This is a genomic window from Priestia sp. HNGD-A6, assembly GCF_045784335.1.
GTDB lineage: Bacteria > Bacillota > Bacilli > Bacillales > Bacillaceae_H > Priestia > Priestia zanthoxyli.
The window spans coordinates 3,641,049-3,664,130 of the sequence record NZ_CP138621.1 but is presented as its reverse complement, the minus strand read 5'-3'; the positions used below and the strand labels follow the sequence as shown (position 1 = coordinate 3,664,130).

Below are 23,082 nucleotides of genomic sequence, written 5' to 3'. Positions count from 1 at the left end.
ACCTTTACTGCATGAGTTCTTCTGGCTGTACAGATTTCCCTTTTGACTTTCGTATCTGCAGGCCTAATAAAAAATCAATGAGAAAATGAGTGAAAATCGTGACATACAAATTTTCAGTCCACCAAAACAGCAACCCTATTAAAAAGCTTAAAACCACAACCGAAATAAAAAGAAACCACTTTTTTAAATATCGAATGTGAACGAGTGCAAATACGATACTCGCCCAAAAAAGGCCAAACTGAACTTGTATAACCCCTCGAAATAATATTTCTTCTGAACATGCAACGATTAGGCAAATAAGGGCTAGATGAGGAATGGAACGATTAGCAAATAAACGTTCATTAATCCCTCCGTCATCATATAAATGCTCGGGTACACATTTCATTAGAAGCATATCTCCTCCTACTACCAAGAGAGCTGTACCTCCCCCGTACAATAAAATAGAAGCCCAATCCAGCTCAAAAAACTGTAAAAAGGAATGCCACGAATCAAATGTGAAAAAACCGATGCCTAAAGCAATAAAGCAGATGAGCAGCTGCGTTACATATAAATTTTTAACCAGCTCTGCATCCGTCATGGATGAAATAAGCTCTTGCTGTGACTTTGCCATTATATCTCTCCTTGACGAAGCAAACGAGCTAATTCTAATTCCCAGCCTTGAAATGTCCATTGCTCTTGCTCACCATTTGTTTTTTTATAGGCTTCTAAATCCAATCCGCAGCAATCGCAACAATTCTGAAGCTCTGATTTTCCCAGCTCATTGAAATAGCCAAGCAGCACCTGACGACGGCATTCTTTTGCCTCAATAAACTCCTTCATCGCACGGTACTTGTCATGTTTGTTTCGAAGACGTTTATTTACAGCTGCAACAATCGTTTCATGCAGCGATTCAGGGATTTTCCTAGGTTCAACATGTTCATTTTCCACTACATTTTCTCTGTACAAATAATAACGAATAAATCGCCAATGTGTTTCTTGAATACCCACTGTATAAAGAAAATGAGACTCTACTTGTTTTAAAGGAATGGCCTGATCATGATTTCGTAAATACGACAGGCAGTATAAGATGATATCTGAAGAAGGAAGCTCAATTTCAAGTAAAGAATGAGCAAAATCATCGTCTCCTTCAGCATAAAGCAAAATCGCAATACTGTTTTGCTGATCGCGTCCACTTCTTCCAATTTCCTGTACGTATGCTTCTAGCTGCGTAGGTGTATGAAAATGAATAACAAAGCGAACATTCGATTTATTAACCCCCATTCCAAATGCACTTGTGCAGCAAATGATATCCAGCTGATTTTCTAAAAATTGCTGTTGAACAAGCATTCTTTCATTCGGTTCCATTCCCCCATGGTAATACTGCACTCGCTGTATCCCATTTTCCTTTAGAAGCTGTGTTAATGCTTCTGTCCAAGATCGGCTGGAACAATAGATAATTCCTGGACTTTGCAGTTCACTAACATACATCAGCAACTTCTCTTTTTTCTCTTCAATACTTGCAACAAAATCAACTTTCATCGCAATATTACTTCGATTCATGGAATAGATGTGCTCGTTGACAGCAGGCAGCGATAAGTAGCGCTTAATATCTTCCACTACTTCCCTAGTCGCAGTTCCTGTTAGTGCCAGACATAGCGGACTGCCAAGTTCCTTCCATATATCTCCTAACTGAAGATAATCCAAACGGAAATCATGTCCCCACTGAGAAATACAGTGCGCCTCGTCCACAACGAAAAGGCCTACCTTTGCCTGTTTTAATGCTTCTACCACAACAGCATTTTGCAAAATTTCAGGAGATGCATAAATAAAACGATAAAAAGCTAAATCTTTTAGCGCCCGTCTTTTTTCTTCTTGTTGTAGGAAACTATTTAAGGCAATAACTCTCTTTTCTCCACTTGCCTTTAGTTGTTGAACTTGATCTTCCATCAGTGAAATTAAAGGAGATACAATCAGCACCGGTCGGTTCAACACATAAGCGGGGAGCTGATAGCACAATGATTTCCCTGTTCCTGTAGGAAGAACCGCTAACACATTATGACCTGTTAAAATATCTTGAATAATCTCTTTTTGTCCTAGTCGAAATTGGCTATAGCCAAATTGTTTCTGTAGAAGTTGTTCTATCTTCACATCAAACACCACTTTTTTTAGTATCAGGTAAAATGTTTTGCTAATACGAGACGAATCTGAAAATAGGTAACGTCGTCTTTTACTTCTTCCTTTATCGCCTTTAATTTATTTGTACGCAAACTTTCAAAAGCCGAGATAATTTCTTCCTGCTGCTTAGGCGATACGTATGCATCGATTGAAAAAGATGGAACAAACAGAGCTAATTCTGCAATATGATCTTCAATTGTACTTTCTTTTAAACGCCTTATATAAGCAATTTCTTCAAGCGCCTTTCCTTTTTGAAGCCAGCTATACGTTTTTAACGTCGAGCTTGTCAAAGGCAATTCTAAATATAGATCATGCAAAAAAGAAGAAAGTACATGAAAGCTTTCATTATTTTGACTCACTTTTTCAATGATATGATGAATAACCCCTAAAAGTTGAATATGCACATAATGCTCATCGAGTTCATATTGATATGCTAACTGATTTTTTGTAAAGCCTACTCTTTCGTATCCAGTCAGTTGCAAAACAAAAAGAGACGCATCCCGTTCCGTACAATCTTTCAAGCACGTTCGGAGCTCTTTGAATAGCTCGGCGGCTAACTCTTGACGCGTTTGCTTTTGAGACATAATATACGTTTTGACCCATTGAATGACCTCAGGATTTTTGGAGATGGGTAAAAACCCTTTTTGAAAATACTGTAGGTTGGATAAGGTCTGAATGAACAAAGTGATTCTTGCTAAAAATAACTGAGTACTGCTTGCGAATTTCCATCCGTCTAAAGCTGGATGAAAGGGCCGAGCCGTCAGTTCATCTTCAAGGCGTGTTCGTCCCTTATCTGTCATCACATACTTTTGATTTTCAGTTTCTTCGATATACTGCTGTTCTTTTAAATATGCAACGCAGGTTTCAAAAGACCGTTTATCTAAGTAAAGAAATGACTGAAAAAGAAAAGAGATTCCAAAAATTTTTCCGTCTTGAATTGTTTGCGCTGACTTTTTACCTGTTAATAAATGATAAATACCATAGGCGGTTCGCTCACCTTTTAACTGTTTTATACAAAATAAAATGCTAACTTGAATATAATTCAAAGGTGTCAACTTCCTTTCTCATTCATTGTACCAAAAGTGACCAATAGCATGTGAGATAAAGGCTTTTTAGCTCTTTCCTTTATGTATCAAAACGTTTGGATAAGTGAAGAAACCTTGATTTGATAAGCATTCTCAGTGACTTTTCTATTGAAAAGTTTTATAAATCATTTTACAATGAATAAGGAGAAATTTCACTCTTGATTCGCGAAGAGATTATATAATAAGAAATTTTCGAACACTTTACAGGAGGTCTTGTTATGCCAAAATATACAATTGTTGATAAAGATACTTGCATCGCATGCGGCGCTTGCGGAGCAGCAGCACCAGACATTTATGATTATGATGATGAAGGTATTGCATTCGTAACATTAGATGATAACCAAGGTGTAGTAGAAATTCCAGAAGATCTAGAAGATGATATGATGGATGCAATGGAAGGCTGCCCTACGGATTCAATTCGCGTAGCGGATGAAAAATTCGAAGGCGATGCTAATAAATTCGAATAAGTATTGAACAAACCTGTAGTATAGTACATGCTGCAGGTTTTTTTATATATAAAAATCGCTCTCCCCGGGAGAGCGATTGAATTAAACAGCAACGCGGCGCGTGATCCATTGCTTCATTTTTGAAAACAATAAGACAAAAATAACCCCTGTTGCTGCTCCTTTTATTAAGTTAAACGGCAAAATACCTGCAACGATATATTGACGCGCTTGTTCACTAGACATTTCTGGCGATTGTAAGAAGATTGTATACGCCGGTAAAAAGACATAATAATTTAAGACAGCCATGAGTACCGTCATTACAACCGTACCCGTAACCAAACCTATCGTTACGCCTTTGGGTGTTTTAAATCGACGGAACATATATGATACAGGAAGAATGAACAGTAAACCAGCTACAAAGTTCGCCACTTGACCAACCGGAACCCCTGTAGCACTTCCTTGAATTAAATAATTCAATAAATTTTTTATTCCTTCTACTATAACAGCAGCCATAGGTCCAAATACAAGTGCTGCTACGAGTGCAGGAATTTCGCTAAAATCAATTGTTAAAAACGGGGGTAATCCAGGAATCGGAAAATTAATCATCATTAAAATGTAAGCAATACTGCTTAACATTCCTAGTATAACCAGCTTTTGAGTTTTCTTACTTTGTTGCATCTTGCCTCTCTCCTTCTTTGTGATCCACTCTTCAAAGAAGAAAGGTTCAACTTCATATCCCCACGCAAAAACCTCCCAACAAATGATTCGTTGAGAGGAGACATGGCAGGCATATTTAATAAACGTTCATCACATTAGGTTTTGAACGCTGAACCTCCACCTTCTCCCATCCAGACTGTACTGTCGGCTTTGGAATTTCACCAAATCTGCTCGTATGTATTACATATAAGCTCGCGGGCTCAAAACAATTTGTTTTTTTACCGCCGGTCGGGAATTTCACCCTGCCCCGAAGATAGACCAATATTTAATTATGAATTTATTATATGTTATCTCGAATTAAAAGTAAATAAAGAAGTTTTTTAATTCCTATTAAATTGATGTCTTTTATAAACTTCATTACTGTTTTATATGTAAAATAAGGAAATAAGTGCATAACCAACAGCATTATGACATATTTATAGTTTCAATTTTACGTTTACAATTGTGTATTTGATAACTAATTGTAAAGTTTAAAAAATATAATTGACAGAATTTTTTTAACATGGTAAATTATCAAATATTTGGTGATAGTAAAATCCAAGGGAGATGTTCACGTCATGTATAACGTATTAGTAGCTGATTCAATTAGCAATGAAGGTCTTGCTCCACTACTTGAAGCTCCTCATGTGAATCTTACGCGAAAAAAAGTTGAAGAAGTTGAGAATGATTTGCATACGTACGATGCGCTTTTAGTACGGAGTGCTACGACGGTTACAGAGGATTTGCTGGCAAAAATGCCGAATTTAAAAATTGTTGCTCGCGCTGGAGTAGGTGTCGATAATATTGATATTGAAGCCTCAACCAAACGAGGGGTTGTCGTTATTAACGCGCCGAACGGAAATACCATTTCAACGGCGGAACATACATTTGCTATGATGGCTAGCTTGTTTCGGCATATCACCCAAGGAAATGCTTCAGTCAAAGCGCGCGAATGGAACCGCTCAGCATTTGTTGGAACAGAGCTTAATCGCAAACACCTGGGCATTATCGGATTTGGACGAATTGGCTCAGAGCTTGCTAAACGGGCAAAAGCCTTCAACATGAGCGTTCACGTTTACGATCCTTTTTTAACCTCTTCCCGAGCTGAAAAGCTAGGCGTAGAACTATTATCCCTGGATGAATTACTAGCAGCAGCGGATGTAATTACCGTACACACTCCGCTTACGAAAGAAACCAAGGGATTGCTCAATCATGAAACATTAGCAAAAACAAAGAAGGGTGTATTTTTATTAAACTGCGCACGCGGCGGGATCATTGATGAAAAAGCCTTAGTTCATTATTTAGAAATTGGCCATGTTCAAGGTGCAGCTATTGACGTATTTGAAGTTGAACCGCCGATTGATAACCCTTTGTTACATTTTGATCAAGTTATTACAACTCCCCATTTAGGAGCTTCTACAAAAGAAGCCCAGCTTAACGTTGCTGAAGACGTGGCACATGACGTTCTGCGTTTTCTAGAAGGTAATCCTGTAAGTTCATCCATTAATTTACCAACGCTTTCTAAAGAAGTTTTTGAAAAAATTCAGCCGTTTACGAGCCTTACTAAACAAATGGGAGCTATTTTATCTCAATGCATGCGAGAACCCGTTCAGCATATCTCGATCTCCTACGGAGGTACAGTGACGGATTTAGAAACCACTTATATTACACGGAGCTTGTTATCAGGCTTTTTAACCCATCGTATTGACTCACCTGTTAACGAAGTCAATGCTTCTATGATTGCCAAAGAACGAGGAATTACATTTGGTGAAAAAACATCGGAAGATACGCAAGGATATTCTAATATAATTGACGTTACAGTAACAGGCGAACAGCGTACATTTACCATTACGGGCACTTATATAGCAGGATATGGACCTCGAATTGTTAATATTGATTCGTTTGATATTGATTTTTATCCGGAAGGACATCTTCTTTATATCCGTCACAGTGATCAGCCCGGAGTTATTGGAAATGTAGGGAAAGTACTTGGAGATTTACGTATTAACATTGCTACCATGCAAGTGGGCCGTAAGCAAAAAGGCGGAGAAGCCATTATGATGCTCACGTTTGATAAACTTTTAGATGATTCTGTCATCACTTCATTAAAACAAACAAGCGAAATTGTGACCATACAGCGCATTGAGTTGTGACATTGAAAAAAGAGCCTTAGCGGCTCTTTTTTCATGGACTTATTTTTAACACTTGTCCTGCATTTAAAGCGGTGTTCTTTAAATGATTCCACTTTCTTAGCTGCTCCACATCGACTTCATATTTGGCCGCAAGTTCAGATAATGTATCTCCTTGATGGATAAGAATACAGTTATCAGAAGCCTGATGTAACTGCTGAAAAACCGTGGCAGCTAAATCGTTTTTTACGTATGCCGATAGTTTTTGCTTGTCCAATTTGGCGAGTGGGTTTACCGCATTGGTTTTATCCGGATTCCAACTTCCTTGATGAACTTCAAAATGCAAATGTGCACCTGAAGATCGTCCTGTATTGCCAACCCATCCAATGTTTTGACCTGCGGATACAGAATTTCCTTCTGCAACAAGTCGTTTCTCTAGATGAGCATAGACCGTTTCGTATCCATTCGTTTGTTTGATAAAAACAACTTGCCCGTATGTATTTGAATAATAAGAGCGGCTCACCACTCCTTTTGCAACAGCATACACCTGTGTACCAACAGGTGCTGCTATATCGATTCCAAAGTGTTTGGCGTGACGAGAACCAAATATATCAGTTAAGACTCCTTCAACCGGCCACTCCCACTGCTTCTCTTCTGCCTTTACCATTTGCCCGCCCAAAAATAAAAGACCTATACACAATCCCATCACTAATACAACCAATATTCTTCTTAACACGTCAATCATGAAGAAAGAACCTCCTATGTAGATCATTGCACACAAAACATACTATATGCCAATTCCTTCTCTTTTAGACTTGTTTATAGAAAAAATAAAGAGATGTGATTCTCCAATGAATCACATCTCTTTGCTATTCTTATTATTTCAGCCGAAGACAAACTGTTATTTAGCATGTGTTTACTTTGGCAGTTTGATAAAGAAAGTTGTTCCTTCATTTAATTCACTTTCAACTGCAATAATCCCTTGATGTGCCTCCACGATATTTTTAGCGATCGCAAGCCCAAGACCAGTTCCTGACTTTCCTCTCGTTCTGGCTTTATCAGCTTTATAAAATCGCTCAAATACAAACGGAAGATCTTCTTTTGGAATCCCTGCTCCTGTATCTTGAACAGAAAGATGGATTTCGGATTGACTTTTATCAAGATGCAGCTTTACTTCTCCGTAGTCATCCGTATGACGAATGGCATTATCAATTAAGTTTGTCAGCACTTGTTCCATACGGTCTGAATCAATCATCGCTTCAAATTCATCTTCTATTTTTCCATTAAGAGACAGTTTAATATGTTTTTCTTTAGCTAACCCTTGAAACTTGCGCAAAACACGTTCTGTAAATTCAACCATTGCTACAGATTCTAAGTGAAGCTGCACATGTCCCGCTTCCATTCGCGCTAAATCTAAAAGTTCATTTACAAGCCGGCCCATACGGAGTGATTCATCATAAATCACCTGTGCAATTTCTTTCTTTTCTTCATCCGTACTTGCAATATCGTCAATAATAGCTTCACTATAACCTTGAAGCATAGAAATAGGTGTACGCAATTCATGAGACACGTTTGCAATAAAATCTTTTCTTGATTTATCAAGTTTACGCTCTTCAGACATGTCTCGCAGTACAGCTACAGCACCGCGGATTTTCGTTTGATTATAGAGCGGTGACATTAAAATGACCCACGTTTTCCCTTGAATTTTCAACTCTGCACTTCGCTCCGTTTCAGTCTCTACTACCGTTTGAAACAAATGCACGACGTTTGCTGGAAGCTCAGGCACCTGCTGGTTGTTCACATCCTGCTCGTAATACCAAGTCTGAAGAAAATGCTCCGCTGGGGGATTGGTAATTAAAATCGATCCGTCTCTACTAAACGTAATAACACCGTCTGCCATACTGCTTAAAATACTTGAAAGCTGTTCTTTTTCCTGATTGAGCGCATTGAGATTAAACTTTAACTGCCTGCCCATTTGATTAAAAGCAATCGCTAACTCTCCAATTTCATCGTGAGTTAAAATAGGTACTTTTGTATCAAAATTCCCTTTTGTTACTTCAAATGCCGCCTGCCTCATTTTTCTAAGAGGTGCTGTAATTCGAGTGGATAAGAAAAAAGCAAAGATAGTAGTTAAAATAATAGCAATACCTGCAGCCAATAAAATGAACTTAGTCGTATATTGAGCGGGCTCTTCAATTTCAGAAAGAGATTGATACAGATAAACGCCGCCTGTCGGTTTATTATCTTTCATTAAAGGTACACCGACAACAAACATTAAAGGCTCATCACTCGTGTCTTTCTTTGTGGTCATGTACATTTTTTCCCGTATTACTTTACCTTTTTCAACCACTTGATTTAGCTGATCGTTTTGTTTAACAATGGCCGAAATAGCTTTCTTATTTTCTTTATCAGGATGTGTGGAATGCCAATAGAAATCTTTATCTTGAACAATAACTACACTTGCTTGATCTGCAAGTTCACGAGCAATGGATAGTCCTAGCTTTTCATCCTCTGTTTCCTGCACAATGGTAGAGATTTTAGCAGCCGTTTTAGTTAAACGGTTTTCTGCGTCTACAACATGATAATTTTCAAAAAACTGAAGCAGTAAAATGGTCAAAATAAATAAAACAAGCGTAACGAGCAATAGGATAGTAAACCATAGTTTACCAACTACACTTCTCCAAAACATCAGTTATTTTCAACCTCAAATTTATACCCTACTCCCCAAACGGTTACGATCATTTTCGCCGCTTGTGACGATACGCGATTTAACTTTTCACGCAAACGCTTGACGTGCGTATCTACCGTACGAAGATCTCCAAAGAAATCATAATGCCACACTTCACGCAGCAGCTGCTCTCTGTCGTATACTTTATCTGGCGTTTTTGCAAGGTAGCATAATAATTCATATTCTTTTGGAGTTAAGTTAACTTCTTTTCCGTCTGCTGTAACGCGATGTGCATCATTATCAATCGTTAAGTGATCAAAGACAATGAGGTTTTTCACGCTCGTTTCTGGCTGAATAAACGTTGCTTGAGAAGAACGTCGAAGCAGTGCTTTTACGCGAAGAACCACTTCTCTTGGGCTAAACGGCTTAACGATGTAATCATCTGTACCTACTTCAAACCCTTGGACTCTGTTTACTTCTTCACCTTTAGCTGTAAGCATGATAATAGGAGTTGCTTTTTTCTCGCGAATTTGTTTACAGACCTCAATACCGTCTATGCCAGGCATCATTAAATCTAATACAATCAAATCATAATCTATGTGTAACGCTTTTTCGATTGCTTCATGCCCGTCGGCTGCTTCTTCAATGATGTATCCTTCTTTTTCTAAGTACATTTTTAACAATCGTCTAATGCGATCTTCATCGTCTACTAGCAGTAATCTTTGTTCGTTTTGCATGTATTTTCAACCTCCTAGTCTTAGTGTACAAAAAAAAACCGGCGAGTTCTACTTATGTTACCCAAACAATGTGACAATTCGTGAACACCTTTATGAAAAATAGCTTTTTTCCTCAAAAAAGAGGTTGAGACATATCGAAATCCATCCAATCTACAGATGGACAAATAAAATACAGGAGCTAGAAGCAACTACATATATGAAGCCTCCGTTCACCATGCAAATAAAAAAATCCGAACGAATGTGATTCTCCATCAAGAATCTCAACTCATCGTTCGGATCTTCTTCAACTAAAATATCTTTATTTCAACCTCTATTCTATTTTTAAAGGTTACGCATATGAATGTAAACCTGCAATAACTAGGTTCACGGCCACTAAGTTGAACATGATGATGGCAAATCCGCCAACTGCCAGCCAAGCTGATTTTTCACCGTGCCACCCTTTAGACAGCCGAAGATGAAGAAAAGCGGCATAAAATAAAAAGGTGATCAGCGCCCACACCTCTTTGGGATCCCATCCCCAAAAGCGCGTCCAGGCCATCTGAGCCCAAATCATAGCGAAAATAAGTGCTCCTAATGTAAAAATAGGAAATCCAATCGCCACTGCTCTGTAGCTTACTTCATCAAGCAAGTCGCTGTTTACCTGCTTCACAAGCGGCTGCAGTGCGGCTCCAATTCGCTTCCGTAAAATAAGACGAATCAGCCAATATAAGACAAACCCACCGGCTAACGACCAAATAACCGTATTTAATTTTTTAGCATTGATAATAGCCGGCATATCAACAAGCGGCTGTATGTCGTTCCCGTCTGTCCACTCACTTTGATGAGGCCCAACTAGCGGAACCATATGATATACGACTTGCTCTTGTTCGCCACTTTTATTAACCCAATTAAATGATGACTCGTAGTGAGCCGCATTAAAAGCCAGCGTCACCTCTACAAACCCAAGCGTACTAATAAGCGTATACAGGATGAATTCCAGCCAAAATGCTTTTTTATTTCGCTTGGATTGATCAATTGTTTTGATTAAATAAATCAATCCTGCAACAAAGCTAATGGAAAGCACGGCTTCACCCGTAGCTGCGGTTGTAACGTGAATATGCAGCCAATTCGTCTGGAGAGCTGGTATCAGCGGCGTAATTTCAGTTGGAAACATGCTTGCATAAGCAATGATTAAAAGAGCCACCGGCAAGGCAAAAAGTCCAAGCATGCTAAGACGATAAATAAAGTAAATAACAATAAATGCGCCAACAAGCATCATGCCAAAAAACGTCGTAAATTCAAATAAATTACTAACAGGAGCGTGGCCTGATGCAATCCATCTTGTAATGAAATAGCCAATCTGTGCAATAAAACCGATGATGGTAACCGCAATTCCAAACGTTGCCCACTTTGTTTTCTTTTGAGCTGCTCGCTTATCTCGAATAGCTCCTCCGAAAAAAAAGGTTGCAACTAAATAAGCAATAAACGCCACATACAGTAAATTACTACTTATACTCGCGTAATCCATGCTTTTTCCTCCTATTTTGTTTCTTTATCATTTTGGTCCTTCAGCTGTGTGAGGGATGTGGATTCTAATAAACCATTTAATTCTTTTTTAAGACCATACCAGTTTTTATTTGTATGTGCGGCCAACCATATCTCATTATTGACTTTTTGAATCCACATGCGGCGATGATTCCAATACATCCCTTGAATCACACCAATCATAAAGATGGCTCCGCCAATCCCTAAAAACCAAAGCGTATAGTCTCTGCGAACGGTTAATCCCGTTACATTTTTCGTTTCCACACCAGCAAAGGTCATTTTATAATCGTTATTTCCTAGTGGTTCCAAGTTCTCTCTAATTCCAACAAAAGCAACTTCGCCTTTTTTATGCTGAGGCGTAATCATTTTAAATACAAAAGCCGGGTTGTTAGGCACTCTTGTTTTTGTATTTGGGTTTCCTTCATCATCAAAGAAAAAGTCTGGAAAGTAGCTCATGAGCTTGACTTTATATCCGTTTTTTAAATCATATGTTGCTTTTGGATTATGTAAATCTACTGTAAGTGAACCAACGTTTTCATTTGCATTTTTATCTGTTAAATGGAAAGACATAGAGCTAAACTCATTTAACTTGAAGTCCACTTGGTACATGGCATATCCTTCAAACTTAAGCGGCTGATTCACACGAATCTCTGAATCTTTTATTTTTTTTAGCTTTGGATCTGCTCCCGGTATAAGCTTTCCTTCGCGCTTATACAGACTAACATCCGCTTCATATTTTTTGGCTACTTTATTATTCCCTGCACGATCAATTGCTTCTTGAAACACGGCGCTTTCGCTATCTTTATCATACGTTTCCACAGTAAAACGATGGTTTTTCAAAAAATACTCTCCGTTCGTCCCAGGAATAACTTTTGTTTCACCTTCACGGATCCAAAGAACTTCATCTATATACATACCTGGTACAAATCTAAGCATAGCACCTAGTAAAAAGATAATGAGACCGATATGATTAACGTATGGACCCCATCTTGAGAAGCGTCCTTTTTCAGCCAGCAGATTGCCCTTTTCTTCGCGAATAGAGTATCTTCTTTTTTTCAGCATGCTTTTTACATGTTCATAATCTTGATCCGTCCACGATGATGAAGTGCTGTATAAACGCTGTCTCTTTAAGAAGTTTGGATGTTTTGTTACGCTCTGCTTTTTTAGAGCTCGGTACAAAGGCACTACTCGATCTAAACTGCAAATGACTAACGACATTCCTAAAGCAGCAATTAAAAGCAAGTACCACCACGATTCATAGAGATGATGAAAACCTAACTTATAATAAAGCTCTCCTGTCCATCCATATTCCTTTTGATAATACTCACCTGCTGTCACATTAGGAGGTATGTAAGCTTCTTGAGGATAAATGGTTCCGACTGCAGACGCAACAAGCGTCACAATAATGATCCAAATGCCTACCTTTACAGAAGAGAAAAAATTCCATATTTTATCGATAACTGTTTTATTGTACGTTTGCGATCGCCTTGCGCTTCCTTCATAACGCATATCTACTAATTTTTCAGTTGTTTCTTCTGCAATTGGTTTACCACAGGCTTCACACAAAATCGTACCATGCGGGTTAACGTGTCCACATTCACATTTTACGTGTTTCATTGTCAACACTCCCTATGGTTTAATTTCTTCCATATATTCTTTTATTTTAGATTCTTCTAATCCGCCAATAAAGCTGTCTACAATCTTTCCGTTTTTATCAATTAAAAACGTAGTCGGAAGAGGATCTATCCCGTACGCACCCAACACTTGTGAATCTTTATCCATCAAAATTGGAAAAGATAGCCCATACTGTTTAGCAAACTGCTCTACCGCTATATTCGTTTCTGCAACGTTAACAGCTAAAATTTCAACGCCTTGCTTTTTATATGCTGCATACTGCTTTTCCATCGCCGGCATCTCTTGTTTACAGGGCTTGCACCATGTTCCCCAAAAATTCAAAAAAACTCCTTTGCCTTTGTAATCTGATAGCTGATGAGTTTCTCCATTAATATCTCTTAATATAAAGTCAGGTGCCTCATCTCCTACCGATACCTTTTGTTTATCAGCAAAAAATTGAGCATAAAGGGTATATCCAACCGCGCACAGTAAAACTGCTAATATAACTGTTCGAATAATCAAGCGCTTTTTTTTCATAGCACGAACTCCTTTTAACCGCTTTCAATACGCTTTTTTTCTACCATTATATCATTTTTTTGGTAGTGGCTTTCCGATAATATTTCGACGTTTCTGTGAAGTCTTCCTCTCATTCTACAAGTTCGACATTTTTTCAAAAAACCTTGCTTGATTTTCTAATTCACGACATTTTTCATAAAAAAAACAGGTAAGTGAAAATTACTTACCTGTTTGAGACATTGAATATAATTGTTTGACTTCATGAGCCGTAAGCTCGCGTGCTTCTCCTGCATTTAATCCGCGTAAGTCTAAAGGTCCGTAGCGCTCACGTTTTAACTTTAATACAGAATGTCCGATTGCATCGAACATGCGACGTACTTGACGGTTTTTCCCTTCGTGAATCGTCAGTTCTACGATTGCCGTCTGCTTGCTTTTATCAATGGAAAGAACTTTTGCACGAGCTGGTGCTGTTTTTCCGTCTTCAAGCATCACTCCGCGCTGCAGCTGTCTGATGCTTTCACGACTTGGGATTCCTTTAATTTTAGCCACATACACTTTATCCACTTCAAATTTCGGGTGCATTAGCTGATTAGCAAATTCACCATCATTTGTTAAAAGAAGTAGACCCGACGTATCATAGTCCAGACGTCCAATCGGGTAAATTCTTTCTTCTACATGCGGAAAGAAGTCAACGACTGTTTTTCTTCCTTTGTCGTCGTTAGCAGCTGAAATCACGCCTCTTGGTTTGTATAGCATAAAATAAACGGGCGCTTCGCTTTCTACCGGCACTTCGTCTACTTCAATTTTATCGTTAGGACCTACTTTCGTGCCCAATTCTTTTACAACTTTTCCATTTACTTTCACTCGGCCTTGGCCGATTAATTCTTCAGCTTTACGTCTTGATGCTACACCTGCGTGAGCAATCACTTTTTGTAATCGTTCCATTAACACTTCACCTCTTGTAACATCTTACTTGTTTACGAAGTAATACACAAGTCTATTTGCCACACAGAGGTAGAATTTTCGATTTCTTACCGGCCAAATACAAGGATTACGATCACAACTGATGCAATAATCCCTACCAAATCCGCCAGTAAACCAACCTTCAGCGCATCTCCCATTTTTTTAATACCTACTGCTCCGAAATAAACCGTTAAAATATAAAACGTGGTATCTGTACTTCCCTGCATGGTCGATGCCAAACGACCGATAAAAGAATCAGGTCCATATGTAGAAATTAGATCCGTTGTGATACCAAGAGCAGCCGTTCCAGATATCGGTTTAATAAGAGCTAAAGGTACAATTTCAGCCGGAACGCCGACTGCTTGCAGCATAGGTTTTAAAACAGATAAGAAAAAATCAAGGGCTCCTGAAGCTCGAAAAATAGAGATGCTCACTAACATGCCGACTAAGTAAGGAATGATGGAAAAAGCAATTTGTAATCCGTCTTTCCCTCCCTCTACAAACTTTTCATACGTAGGAATTTTTTTGTAGGTTCCATAAAGTAAAATACATCCTACGATAAGAGGAATAAACATCAATGATACTTGATTAAGCATCGTCATTTTCGTTTTCCTCCTTTTCGCGTACGTCGATAATAAAAGAAGCGATCGATGATGATAGCTCCTATTGTAGCTACAACAGTTGCTAAAAGCGTAGTACCCACAATTTCAGTAGGATTAGCCGAGTTATACGTAATTCGAATGGCAATAACTGTGGTCGGTATAAGCGTTAAACTGGTTGTGTTAAGTGCTAAAAGTGTGATCATAGAACGGCTTGCTTCGTCTCTGTCGCCGTTCAGTTTTTTAAGCTGCTCCATCGCTTTAATACCAAGAGGAGTTGCCGCATTCCCCAGCCCAAACATATTCGCCATCATATTGGACAATATGTATCCTAAGGCCGGATGATCTTTTGGAACATCAGGGAAAAGTCTAGTAATAATGGGTCGAAATAGTTTCGCTAACTTGTCGAGAAGCCCTGCACTTTGAGCAATATTCATCATACCTAACCAAAAGACCAGCACGCTGATTAACCCAATGCTGATGGTCACCGCTTCGCCTGCTCCTTGAAAAATTGCTTTGTTTACATCACCAATTTTCCCATTTATAATTGCAAAAACAATTCCGATAATGGTCAGCAACATCCAAATAATATTAACCATCTGTTTTGGCTCCAGACTGAATAAACATTAATCGCTTCACTCGATCAAAGAAACCTTCTTGCTGCTCGGCCTGCTTTTCGAAATAAATAGGAACACTGTCAATCGTTTCTCCACTTCTATAAATATCGAGCTTCCCTACAACATTGGGAACTTTCCCTGTTTCTTCCCACTGCTTTTTAGGCTGAATTAACGTTGTTTTCACTTCTACAGAGCTCTGTTCTTTCTTTGTAAGAGGATAGACGACATTTCGTTTAATATACAACTGATCTTTATAGAAAGAATCTTTTATATCTGCCAATTCGCCTTTTGCAGCTAAACTGGTCATATCATATTTATCAAATGCATTTTCATACATGGAAATGTGATCGTTCCAATCATCTGGCGCATTAATCGTTACGGCGATTAAATCCATTCCATCTTTTGTAGCAGTTGTCACAAGCGTTCGTTTTGCTAATTTTGTATATCCTGTTTTTCCGCCAGTACAGTATGCATATAGTGTTGTCAGCAGTTTATTTTTGTTTTTCCACACTCGATCCCATTTCTCTTCAGGGTGCTTCATTCGATAGACTTTTGTTCCTGAAATCTCTTTGAAAATTTTATTATTCATTGCATAGCGCATAAGCAGAGCCATATCGTGCGCTGTTGAGCGATGATTTTCATGATCGTCTAATCCATGCGGATTTTGAAATGTTGTATTCGTCATGCCAATTTCTTCTGCTTTTTTATTCATCAAATAAACAAATCCATCTTCGCTTCCTCCAACGGCTTCTGCGATAGCTACAGCAGCATCATTACCTGAGCGAAGCATCAAGCCATACACTAAATCTTTTAATTTTATTTTTTCACCTTCAACTAAATACACAGAAGAACCTTCAACGCCAACTGCGTTGTGGCTAACGGTAACTTTTTTATTTATTTTGCCAGATTCAATCGCCAGTATTGCTGTCATAATTTTTGTGATGCTAGCAATTCGGCTAACTTGATCTGCATTTTTAGCGTATAACACTCTTCCTGACTTCTGTTCCATCAAAATAGCACTATGAGCACTTACACTCCCTGCTGCAGATGATACGGAAGGCCAACCGCTGAGACATAGCAATACAATAAATAGATAGATGATACTTTTTTTGCTTCTTTTCATGTCATCCCCGTCCCTCTACCTGTTTGTACAAGTTTATGCTCGTCTTTTTTGGTTATGAATGAAAAGATTTGTCCATACAAAAAAGAACATAGAAAAACTCTATGTTCTTTTACGGTTTCACTTCATTTCTTGAAACGATTGAAAAAATAAATCTGCCTCTTGATCGGTTCCTTCTTGTAACAAATCTTCTGGAAGCGGCGGCAGCTCTTCGATACTTTTAAGCCCAAAATAGCCTAAAAATTCTTTTGTCGTTCCGTATAAGATGGCACGCCCTGCGCCTTCCGCTCGTCCCACTTCTTTTAACAGAACCTTTCCAATTAAAGTTTGAAGAGGTCTTTCCGTTTTCACTCCGCGAATCTCTTCGATTTCAGCTCTTGTAATTGGCTGCTTATACGCTACAATAGCTAACGTTTCAAGCGCTGCTTGTGACAATGATTGATTAGCAGGAGCTTCTACGAGCTTCTCAATATATGGTGCATGCTCTTTTTTTGTAACAAGCTGATAGGCCCCGCCTATTTCAACAAGTGTAACTCCTCTGGACTTACACTCTTGCTCTAAGCTTTCCAAAGCACCTTGAATGTCTTCATGAGGCTTTTCTATAATCTCAGCTAACCGGCTAATAGACAGACCTTCATCACCAGAAACAAAAAGTAAGCTCTCAATAATAGCCTGTAAATTATTCGTTGTCATTCCTCTTCATTCCTTTCTCGATACGATACATAAAGCTCGTCTAGATTGTGCTGCTGTTCCACAACGATTTCATTTTCTTTCATTAATTCCAGCACAGCTAAAAACGTTACAACAATATGATCACGCTCTTGATAAGGAAACAGCTGATAAAAACTTTTTTTCCCTTTAAAGGCTTTTAATTCATTCACAATTTCACTCATGCGCTTGTCAATTGGAATATCTTGTCTTGCTATTTTCGTCTGCACAGGCTTTTTGTTTTGCTTTCGTTTCATTAACTTTTGAAAAGCACTTAGCATATCATACAGTGATATATCCAATCCTTCGTCCTGAGGCTGCGTACGTTCTTCTGCATTTATTTGCACATTACTTGGAGGTTTTGTATACACATGACTTTGGTCTTCTTCCAGCTTTTGAAGCTCTACTGCCGCTTCTTTAAACTTTCGATATTCAATTAAGCGCTGCATCAATTCTTCACGCGGATCTTCTTCATCGACCATTTCAATTTCATCCATATCTTCTTCATACGTAGGCAGAAGCATTTTACTTTTAATTTGAAGCAAAGTTGCTGCCATGACTAGATACTCACTGGCAACGTCTAGCTGAAGCTCATTCATTGTATGTATAAACATCATATATTGCTCAGTAATTGTCGCTACTGGGATATCGTAAATATCAATTTCAAATCGGTTAATCAAATGCAGAAGAAGATCTAAAGGTCCTTCAAACGCATCTACTTTTACACTGTACTCCACTTTTATCTCACCAACACTTTTCAATTGCTTATCATTTCTGCTGCTTTATATAACGTTACTATCATTAGTATAGAGGATTATAGACACATGTCCAATACAAATTAACGTAAAAATAGGTCATTTGCCCATACAAAAAGTTTAAACATACATATGATGTCAAGGTAATAACATTTTCAAATGGCTGAAGGAGGAACTCGCATGGGTGAAAAATCTTGTGGATACGGTAGCGGTTTCGCTTTAATTGTTGTACTGTTTATTTTATTAATTATTGTTGGTTGTTCTTGCTTACGCTTCTAACCACACATATTGAATAAAAACAAACGTGTTCGCCATACCTTGAGCACGTTTGTCTCTTTAAAGGCACAGCGCTGATGAATAGCTAATTTTTGTGATACACTACATATAGAGTCTTACCAGGAGGGAACAAGATTGTATTCACAAGCCTATATTGATTATTTAGTTCATTTTCATGGCGACCGGGATTACTTTGAATGTCATGAACTGCTAGAAGAACACTGGAAAAAAGACGAAAGAGGACACCGCAATATTATTTGGGTTGGCCTTATTCAAATTGCTGTTTCACTCTATCATCATCGACGTCAAAATTTCGCCGGAGCCAAAAGAACGATGCAAAAGGCACTGGCAATTTTAACGAAGGAAGAAGAAAACATTGCACAGCTTGGACTTAATTATCCTTCACTGCTTAAACTTCTTCGCAAACAATTAGCTTTAATCGATACCTATCAGCCATATAAAAGCATTAACTTACCTATTGAAGATCCAGCATTATTACGAGCTTGCAAACAAAGAAGCACTGATAAACAGCTTGTCTGGTTATCAGCTTCTAATCTGCAAAATGATGCGATTGTTCATCGTCACAGTACACGAGATCGTTCAGATGTGATTGCGGAAAGACAAGCGAACTTATTGGCAAAACAAAACAACAGGTAGCTAGAAGCTACCTGTTGTTTTATGATGACTAAGATGTGAAAGACGCTTTCGCACCTCAACTAATCATGCTTTTTTTTATTCATCCGCCTGACACTTTTCATAAAAAGGAGCGATGATTTCACTCGGCTTAATTTGTGCAGTCGTATACATTTCTTTAAGAGCTTTAATCATTTTTTTGCCAATGCCCTGTTGGCGGTGTGAAGGGTTTACACTGACGTGTTGAACCTCAATCAAACTTTTATCGAGCATGGAAATGCCAACAATTCCAATAATATCTTCTTCTTGCTTCCAAAGATACAGCTGCCAATGTTCGTTTTGCTCATATTCTTTCATCGTTTGTTGAAGTTTTTTTAAATCTTTTTCCGTAGGTACAAACGATAGAAGACCCATGGCAATTTTTTCATAGTTTCGTTTATAGCGAATAAGCATACGATTCTCCCTCGTCCTCAAACTTTCCTACAAATTAATGCGCTGCGTTTTTTACTGCTTTTATCATACAAAATTTATAAGTAAATAGCAATATTACACAAAAGCTTGTCATATGTCACGCGTGTATGAGAAACCTAATCTATTACGCTTTTTGAGCTGTTGCGCGAAGAAAAAACGCCGTAACCCCCTGTAAAAGGTTGTTATGACGTTTTATTAGCTGATATCCATTTCTAGCAGTATGCTCTTATTCTTCCCAGACTTTTACTTCTTTCATTACGTCGCCATTTTTCATTTTCAACACTGTATCAAGTCCTTCTGTTACTTTTCCAAATACAGTGTGAACACCGTTCAAATGAGGCTGTGGCTCATGAACAAGAAAGAACTGACTGCCGCCTGTGTCTTTACCAGCATGCGCCATTGATAGAGAACCCGCTTCGTGTTTGTGAGGGTTTCCTTCTGTTTCACATTTAATTGAATAGCCAGGGCCGCCAGCACCTGTACCAGTTGGGTCTCCTCCTTGAGAAACAAATCCAGGGATAACGCGGTGGAACGTTACGCCGTTGTAGAATCCTTCATTAGCTAACTTTTCAAAGTTTTCTACTGTTCCTGGTGCTTCGTTCGGAAATAAATCGATTAGAATTTTTTCACCATTTTCCATTAAAATACTTGCTTTTTTCATATAAATGACCTCCAATATATGTATTAGTACCGCTACAGGCTCTATCTTCCCCGTCAAAGCGGCAAAACGTAAAAGTTGTAAATGCCACCTAGAGGCAGAACACTTACATTTATAAACTCACTCTATTCTACTACAAACAAGCTCATGAATTCAATGAATGCACTTTTTCACTTTCTTATCGTAGGGCTCTAAATAAAAAATAGTAGTTGTGAGATGAAACTTTTTATAGTATCATCCGTCTAATACAGTGATGGAGATACATAGATTTCATTTTATATAGAAATCTACGCCTCTAGACTGATTTATGGGAAAATGATGAATTGACTCTGTTACTTCAGACCTGCCCGTATTATAATAGGGCAAGTATGGGATTAAAGGAGGAAAAAGGTTTGAAATTAACGATAAAAGCAATGATGGTGACATTAGGTCTTCTTCTATTCCTAACCGCACCCTTAAAAAGTTTTGCAGATGCTGCTCCGGGCGATGTGATTATTACATTAGGTCAGGACTTAACCAGCTCTCAGAAGCAACAGGTATTAAATGACCTTGATGCACCAAGCAATGCTCAAACAGTAACCGTGACAAACCAAGAAGAGCATGAATACTTAGGTGACTTTATTCCAAAGGCTACTATTGGATCTCGTGCTATTTCATCTTCTAGTATTACCCTTGGTTCAAAAGATTCTGGTTTAAGCGTATCAACTCAAAATATTAATGGTATTACAGATGACATGTATATTAATGCTTTAATGACCGCCGGCGTTAAAGATGCAAAAATCCAGATTACTGCTCCATTTGAAGTATCTGGTACAGCCGCTTTAACAGGTATTATGAAAGCATATGAAGTTCAAACAGATCAAAAAATCCCAGAAGAAGTAAAAAAAGCAGCCAACGAAGAGATGGTCCAAACATCTGAACTTGGTGAAAAAATCGGTAAAGAAAAAGCAGCGCAGTTTATGGCAACGATTAAAGAAGAAATTGCTAAAGAAAATCCTCAAACAAAGGACGATTTACGCACGTTAATTCAGCGCGTGGCTGATGATTTAGGTATTAAATTAACAGATTCAGAGCTTAATACACTGGTTGACTTTTTCAATCGGTTAAAAGATATGAACATCGATTGGAACCAAGTAAAAGACCAGCTTTCTGCGACCAAGGAAAAAGTAACAACATTTCTTCAGTCAGAAGAAGGCCAATCATTTCTTGATAAATTAAAGCAATTCTTTGTTGATATTATTGATGCTATTAAATCGTTATTCTCATAAAAAAGAGCCTCTTGAACAAGAGGCTCTTTTTTTACGTTAATCACTCGTTACTTTTTTACCGTCACTTTGTATTTCACGTCATTTTTTACAATGTCTTCATACGTTTCGCGTTTTACGACTAGCTGTGCTTCTCCATCTTCTACGAACACGACAGCTGGCTTTGGCAAACGGTTATAGTGACTTGCCATAGAATAACCGTATGCGCCTGTACAAAACATCGCTAATAAATCATCTGGGTTTGCTTTTGGAAGATGTACATCCCACATCAGCATATCCCCCGATTCGCAGCACTTACCTGCGATGGATACGAGCTCATCACTCTCATCATTCATTCGATTGGCAATGACCGCTTCATATTTCGCTTGATACAGTGCGGGACGAATATTGTCGTTCATGCCTCCATCAATCGCTACATATTCACGTACATTCGGTACGTGTTTACGAGAACCGATTGAATACAGGGTCGTTCCAGCATCTCCTACAAGAGAGCGCCCGGGCTCAATCCAAATTTCAGGAATTTCTACTTCTAACTGTTTGGACTGCTTTTTGACCTCTTCTATAATAACTTCCACATACTGAGAAACAGGGATAGGCTGATCTTCTTCCGTATAACGAATGCCAAAACCCCCGCCTAAATTTAATACTTGCGGAACAAATTTTATACGTTGTTTCCACTCTTTCATTTTTGCAAAAAGCTTTTGAGTCGCCATAATAAATCCCGTTGTTTCAAAAATTTGCGATCCTATATGACAGTGAATCCCTAAAAGTTCTAGCCCCTTGCTATTTTGCACAAGACGCACAGCTTCGTCTGCTTGACCGTTTTGAAGATCAAATCCAAACTTCGAGTCTTCTTGCCCTGTCAAGATATAATCATGTGTATGAGCTTCAATTCCAGGTGTTAATCTGAGAAGAACAGGCATCTTTTTTTGATACTGTTCCGTTATTTCCTCAAGCAATGCAATTTCATAAAAATTATCAACTACAATGCATCCTACATCTTCTTTGACGGCCATTTCTAGTTCTGCTCGGCTTTTATTGTTTCCGTGAAAATGAATCCGTTCTTTTGGAAAGTCAGCTGCTAAAGCCGTATACAGTTCTCCCCCCGAAACAACGTCTAACGAAAGACCTTCTTCATGAACGACTTGGACCATTGCAATTGTCGAAAAAGCTTTGCTTGCATAAGCGACCTGTGCTTTCACCCCATGCTTTTCAAATGTTTCTTTAAATCCTCTAGCACGCTGCCGAATTAAAGCCACGTCATATACGTAAAGTGGTGTCCCAAAATTAGATGCTAATTCAACTGTATCAACTCCACCAATTTCCAGATGCCCCTGCTTATTTATGCGACTTGTTCCGTGTAAAAACATGTTTAGACCCCGTTCCTGTGTATAGTGTAAAAAAGACAGTTAACGGCAATTCGCTGCTAACTGTCTAAATATTTATTA

The 23,082-nt window shown here is 38.4% G+C and carries 24 protein-coding genes and 1 riboswitch; of the genes, 5 read left to right on the top strand and 19 right to left on the bottom strand.

Going from position 1 to position 23,082, the window contains the following annotated elements:
* Positions 1-4: 4 nt before the first annotated feature.
* Genes SCI76_RS18740 through SCI76_RS18730 form a run of 3 tightly spaced genes read right to left on the bottom strand, consistent with a single transcriptional unit; the run spans position 5 to position 3,200 of the window.
* On the bottom strand, positions 5-610 hold the full coding sequence (locus SCI76_RS18740) for a CPBP family intramembrane glutamic endopeptidase (RefSeq protein ID WP_047749868.1): 606 nt from the start codon (positions 608-610) through the stop codon (positions 5-7).
* Positions 610-2,127, bottom strand: a complete 1,518-nt coding sequence (locus tag SCI76_RS18735) for an ATP-dependent DNA helicase RecQ (RefSeq protein WP_028411528.1) — start codon at positions 2,125-2,127, stop codon at positions 610-612. Before SCI76_RS18735 ends, SCI76_RS18740 begins: the two co-directional genes overlap by 1 nt.
* 23 nt (positions 2,128-2,150) lie before the next feature.
* On the bottom strand, positions 2,151-3,200 hold the full coding sequence (locus SCI76_RS18730) for a helix-turn-helix domain-containing protein (RefSeq protein ID WP_048019801.1): 1,050 nt from the start codon (positions 3,198-3,200) through the stop codon (positions 2,151-2,153).
* Between the two features lie 257 nt (positions 3,201-3,457).
* Here SCI76_RS18730 and SCI76_RS18725 point away from each other — a divergent pair, with 257 nt between their 5' ends.
* Complete coding sequence (locus SCI76_RS18725; RefSeq protein ID WP_013059046.1) at positions 3,458-3,706, top strand: ferredoxin; 249 nt, start codon at positions 3,458-3,460, stop codon at positions 3,704-3,706.
* An 81-nt stretch (positions 3,707-3,787) separates the two neighbouring features.
* On the opposite strand, the gene SCI76_RS18720 is transcribed toward SCI76_RS18725, so the two are convergent.
* Entirely contained in the window at positions 3,788-4,363 is a 576-nt protein-coding gene (locus tag SCI76_RS18720) for an ECF transporter S component (protein WP_063248549.1), read from the bottom strand.
* 154 nt (positions 4,364-4,517) lie between these two features.
* Positions 4,518-4,661, bottom strand: a riboswitch (FMN riboswitch).
* Between the two features lie 298 nt (positions 4,662-4,959).
* Here SCI76_RS18720 and serA point away from each other — a divergent pair.
* Entirely contained in the window at positions 4,960-6,534 is a 1,575-nt protein-coding gene (gene serA / locus SCI76_RS18715; RefSeq protein WP_063248548.1) for a phosphoglycerate dehydrogenase, read from the top strand.
* A gap of 31 nt (positions 6,535-6,565) precedes the next feature.
* Here serA and SCI76_RS18710 read toward each other — a convergent pair whose 3' ends face one another.
* The 12 genes from SCI76_RS18710 to SCI76_RS18655 all read right to left on the bottom strand — a co-directional run bounded on the left by SCI76_RS18710 (position 6,566) and on the right by SCI76_RS18655 (position 18,313).
* The gene (locus SCI76_RS18710) at positions 6,566-7,255 is read right to left on the bottom strand and encodes a peptidoglycan DD-metalloendopeptidase family protein (RefSeq protein ID WP_034270932.1); all 690 of its coding nucleotides are present in this window, start codon (positions 7,253-7,255) and stop codon (positions 6,566-6,568) included.
* 171 nt (positions 7,256-7,426) lie between these two features.
* Complete coding sequence (locus tag SCI76_RS18705) at positions 7,427-9,199, bottom strand: ATP-binding protein (RefSeq protein ID WP_033579740.1); 1,773 nt, start codon at positions 9,197-9,199, stop codon at positions 7,427-7,429.
* Complete coding sequence (locus SCI76_RS18700; protein WP_013059051.1) at positions 9,199-9,915, bottom strand: response regulator transcription factor; 717 nt, start codon at positions 9,913-9,915, stop codon at positions 9,199-9,201. The genes SCI76_RS18705 and SCI76_RS18700 overlap by 1 nt, the downstream gene beginning before the upstream one ends.
* A gap of 328 nt (positions 9,916-10,243) precedes the next feature.
* On the bottom strand, positions 10,244-11,422 hold the full coding sequence (ccsB, locus tag SCI76_RS18695; protein WP_407544090.1) for a c-type cytochrome biogenesis protein CcsB: 1,179 nt from the start codon (positions 11,420-11,422) through the stop codon (positions 10,244-10,246).
* 11 nt (positions 11,423-11,433) lie between these two features.
* On the bottom strand, positions 11,434-13,056 hold the full coding sequence (locus SCI76_RS18690; protein WP_063248546.1) for a cytochrome c biogenesis protein ResB: 1,623 nt from the start codon (positions 13,054-13,056) through the stop codon (positions 11,434-11,436).
* A 12-nt stretch (positions 13,057-13,068) separates the two neighbouring features.
* A complete protein-coding gene (gene resA / locus SCI76_RS18685; protein ID WP_028411536.1) occupies positions 13,069-13,590 on the bottom strand; it encodes a thiol-disulfide oxidoreductase ResA in 522 nt (173 codons plus the stop codon).
* A 198-nt stretch (positions 13,591-13,788) separates the two neighbouring features.
* Positions 13,789-14,514 carry a pseudouridine synthase gene (locus SCI76_RS18680; protein WP_028411537.1) on the bottom strand — a complete coding sequence of 242 codons (726 nt, stop codon included), beginning with the start codon at positions 14,512-14,514 and terminating at the stop codon, positions 13,789-13,791.
* A gap of 86 nt (positions 14,515-14,600) precedes the next feature.
* Complete coding sequence (locus tag SCI76_RS18675) at positions 14,601-15,134, bottom strand: spore maturation protein (protein WP_013084923.1); 534 nt, start codon at positions 15,132-15,134, stop codon at positions 14,601-14,603.
* Positions 15,131-15,730: a nucleoside recognition domain-containing protein gene (locus tag SCI76_RS18670; RefSeq protein ID WP_013059057.1), complete on the bottom strand. Its 600-nt coding sequence runs from the start codon at positions 15,728-15,730 to the stop codon at positions 15,131-15,133. Before SCI76_RS18670 ends, SCI76_RS18675 begins: the two co-directional genes overlap by 4 nt.
* The gene (locus tag SCI76_RS18665; RefSeq protein ID WP_028411538.1) at positions 15,723-16,871 is read right to left on the bottom strand and encodes a D-alanyl-D-alanine carboxypeptidase family protein; all 1,149 of its coding nucleotides are present in this window, start codon (positions 16,869-16,871) and stop codon (positions 15,723-15,725) included. The genes SCI76_RS18670 and SCI76_RS18665 overlap by 8 nt, the downstream gene beginning before the upstream one ends.
* Before the next feature lie 117 nt (positions 16,872-16,988).
* A complete protein-coding gene (gene scpB / locus SCI76_RS18660) occupies positions 16,989-17,561 on the bottom strand; it encodes an SMC-Scp complex subunit ScpB (protein WP_033579736.1) in 573 nt (190 codons plus the stop codon).
* Positions 17,558-18,313, bottom strand: a complete 756-nt coding sequence (locus SCI76_RS18655; RefSeq protein WP_048019795.1) for a segregation/condensation protein A — start codon at positions 18,311-18,313, stop codon at positions 17,558-17,560. The genes scpB and SCI76_RS18655 overlap by 4 nt, the downstream gene beginning before the upstream one ends.
* A gap of 198 nt (positions 18,314-18,511) precedes the next feature.
* Here SCI76_RS18655 and SCI76_RS18650 point away from each other — a divergent pair, with 198 nt between their 5' ends.
* The gene (locus tag SCI76_RS18650; RefSeq protein WP_170836726.1) at positions 18,512-18,610 is read left to right on the top strand and encodes a YjcZ family sporulation protein; all 99 of its coding nucleotides are present in this window, start codon (positions 18,512-18,514) and stop codon (positions 18,608-18,610) included.
* Positions 18,611-18,742: 132 nt separating this feature from the next.
* Entirely contained in the window at positions 18,743-19,264 is a 522-nt protein-coding gene (locus tag SCI76_RS18645) for a DUF309 domain-containing protein (RefSeq protein ID WP_014458309.1), read from the top strand.
* Positions 19,265-19,339: 75 nt separating this feature from the next.
* Here the strand turns inward: SCI76_RS18645 and SCI76_RS18640 are convergent, their stop codons facing one another.
* Complete coding sequence (locus SCI76_RS18640) at positions 19,340-19,693, bottom strand: GNAT family N-acetyltransferase (RefSeq protein ID WP_013059063.1); 354 nt, start codon at positions 19,691-19,693, stop codon at positions 19,340-19,342.
* 244 nt (positions 19,694-19,937) lie between these two features.
* Positions 19,938-20,372, bottom strand: coding sequence for a peptidylprolyl isomerase (locus SCI76_RS18635; protein ID WP_013059064.1), 435 nt, complete (start codon positions 20,370-20,372; stop codon positions 19,938-19,940).
* A gap of 389 nt (positions 20,373-20,761) precedes the next feature.
* Here SCI76_RS18635 and SCI76_RS18630 point away from each other — a divergent pair, with 389 nt between their 5' ends.
* Entirely contained in the window at positions 20,762-21,637 is an 876-nt protein-coding gene (locus tag SCI76_RS18630; protein ID WP_014458307.1) for a DUF1002 domain-containing protein, read from the top strand.
* A 47-nt stretch (positions 21,638-21,684) separates the two neighbouring features.
* Here SCI76_RS18630 and lysA read toward each other — a convergent pair whose 3' ends face one another.
* A complete protein-coding gene (gene lysA / locus SCI76_RS18625; RefSeq protein WP_028411542.1) occupies positions 21,685-23,004 on the bottom strand; it encodes a diaminopimelate decarboxylase in 1,320 nt (439 codons plus the stop codon).
* Between the last annotated feature and the right edge of the window lie 78 nt (positions 23,005-23,082).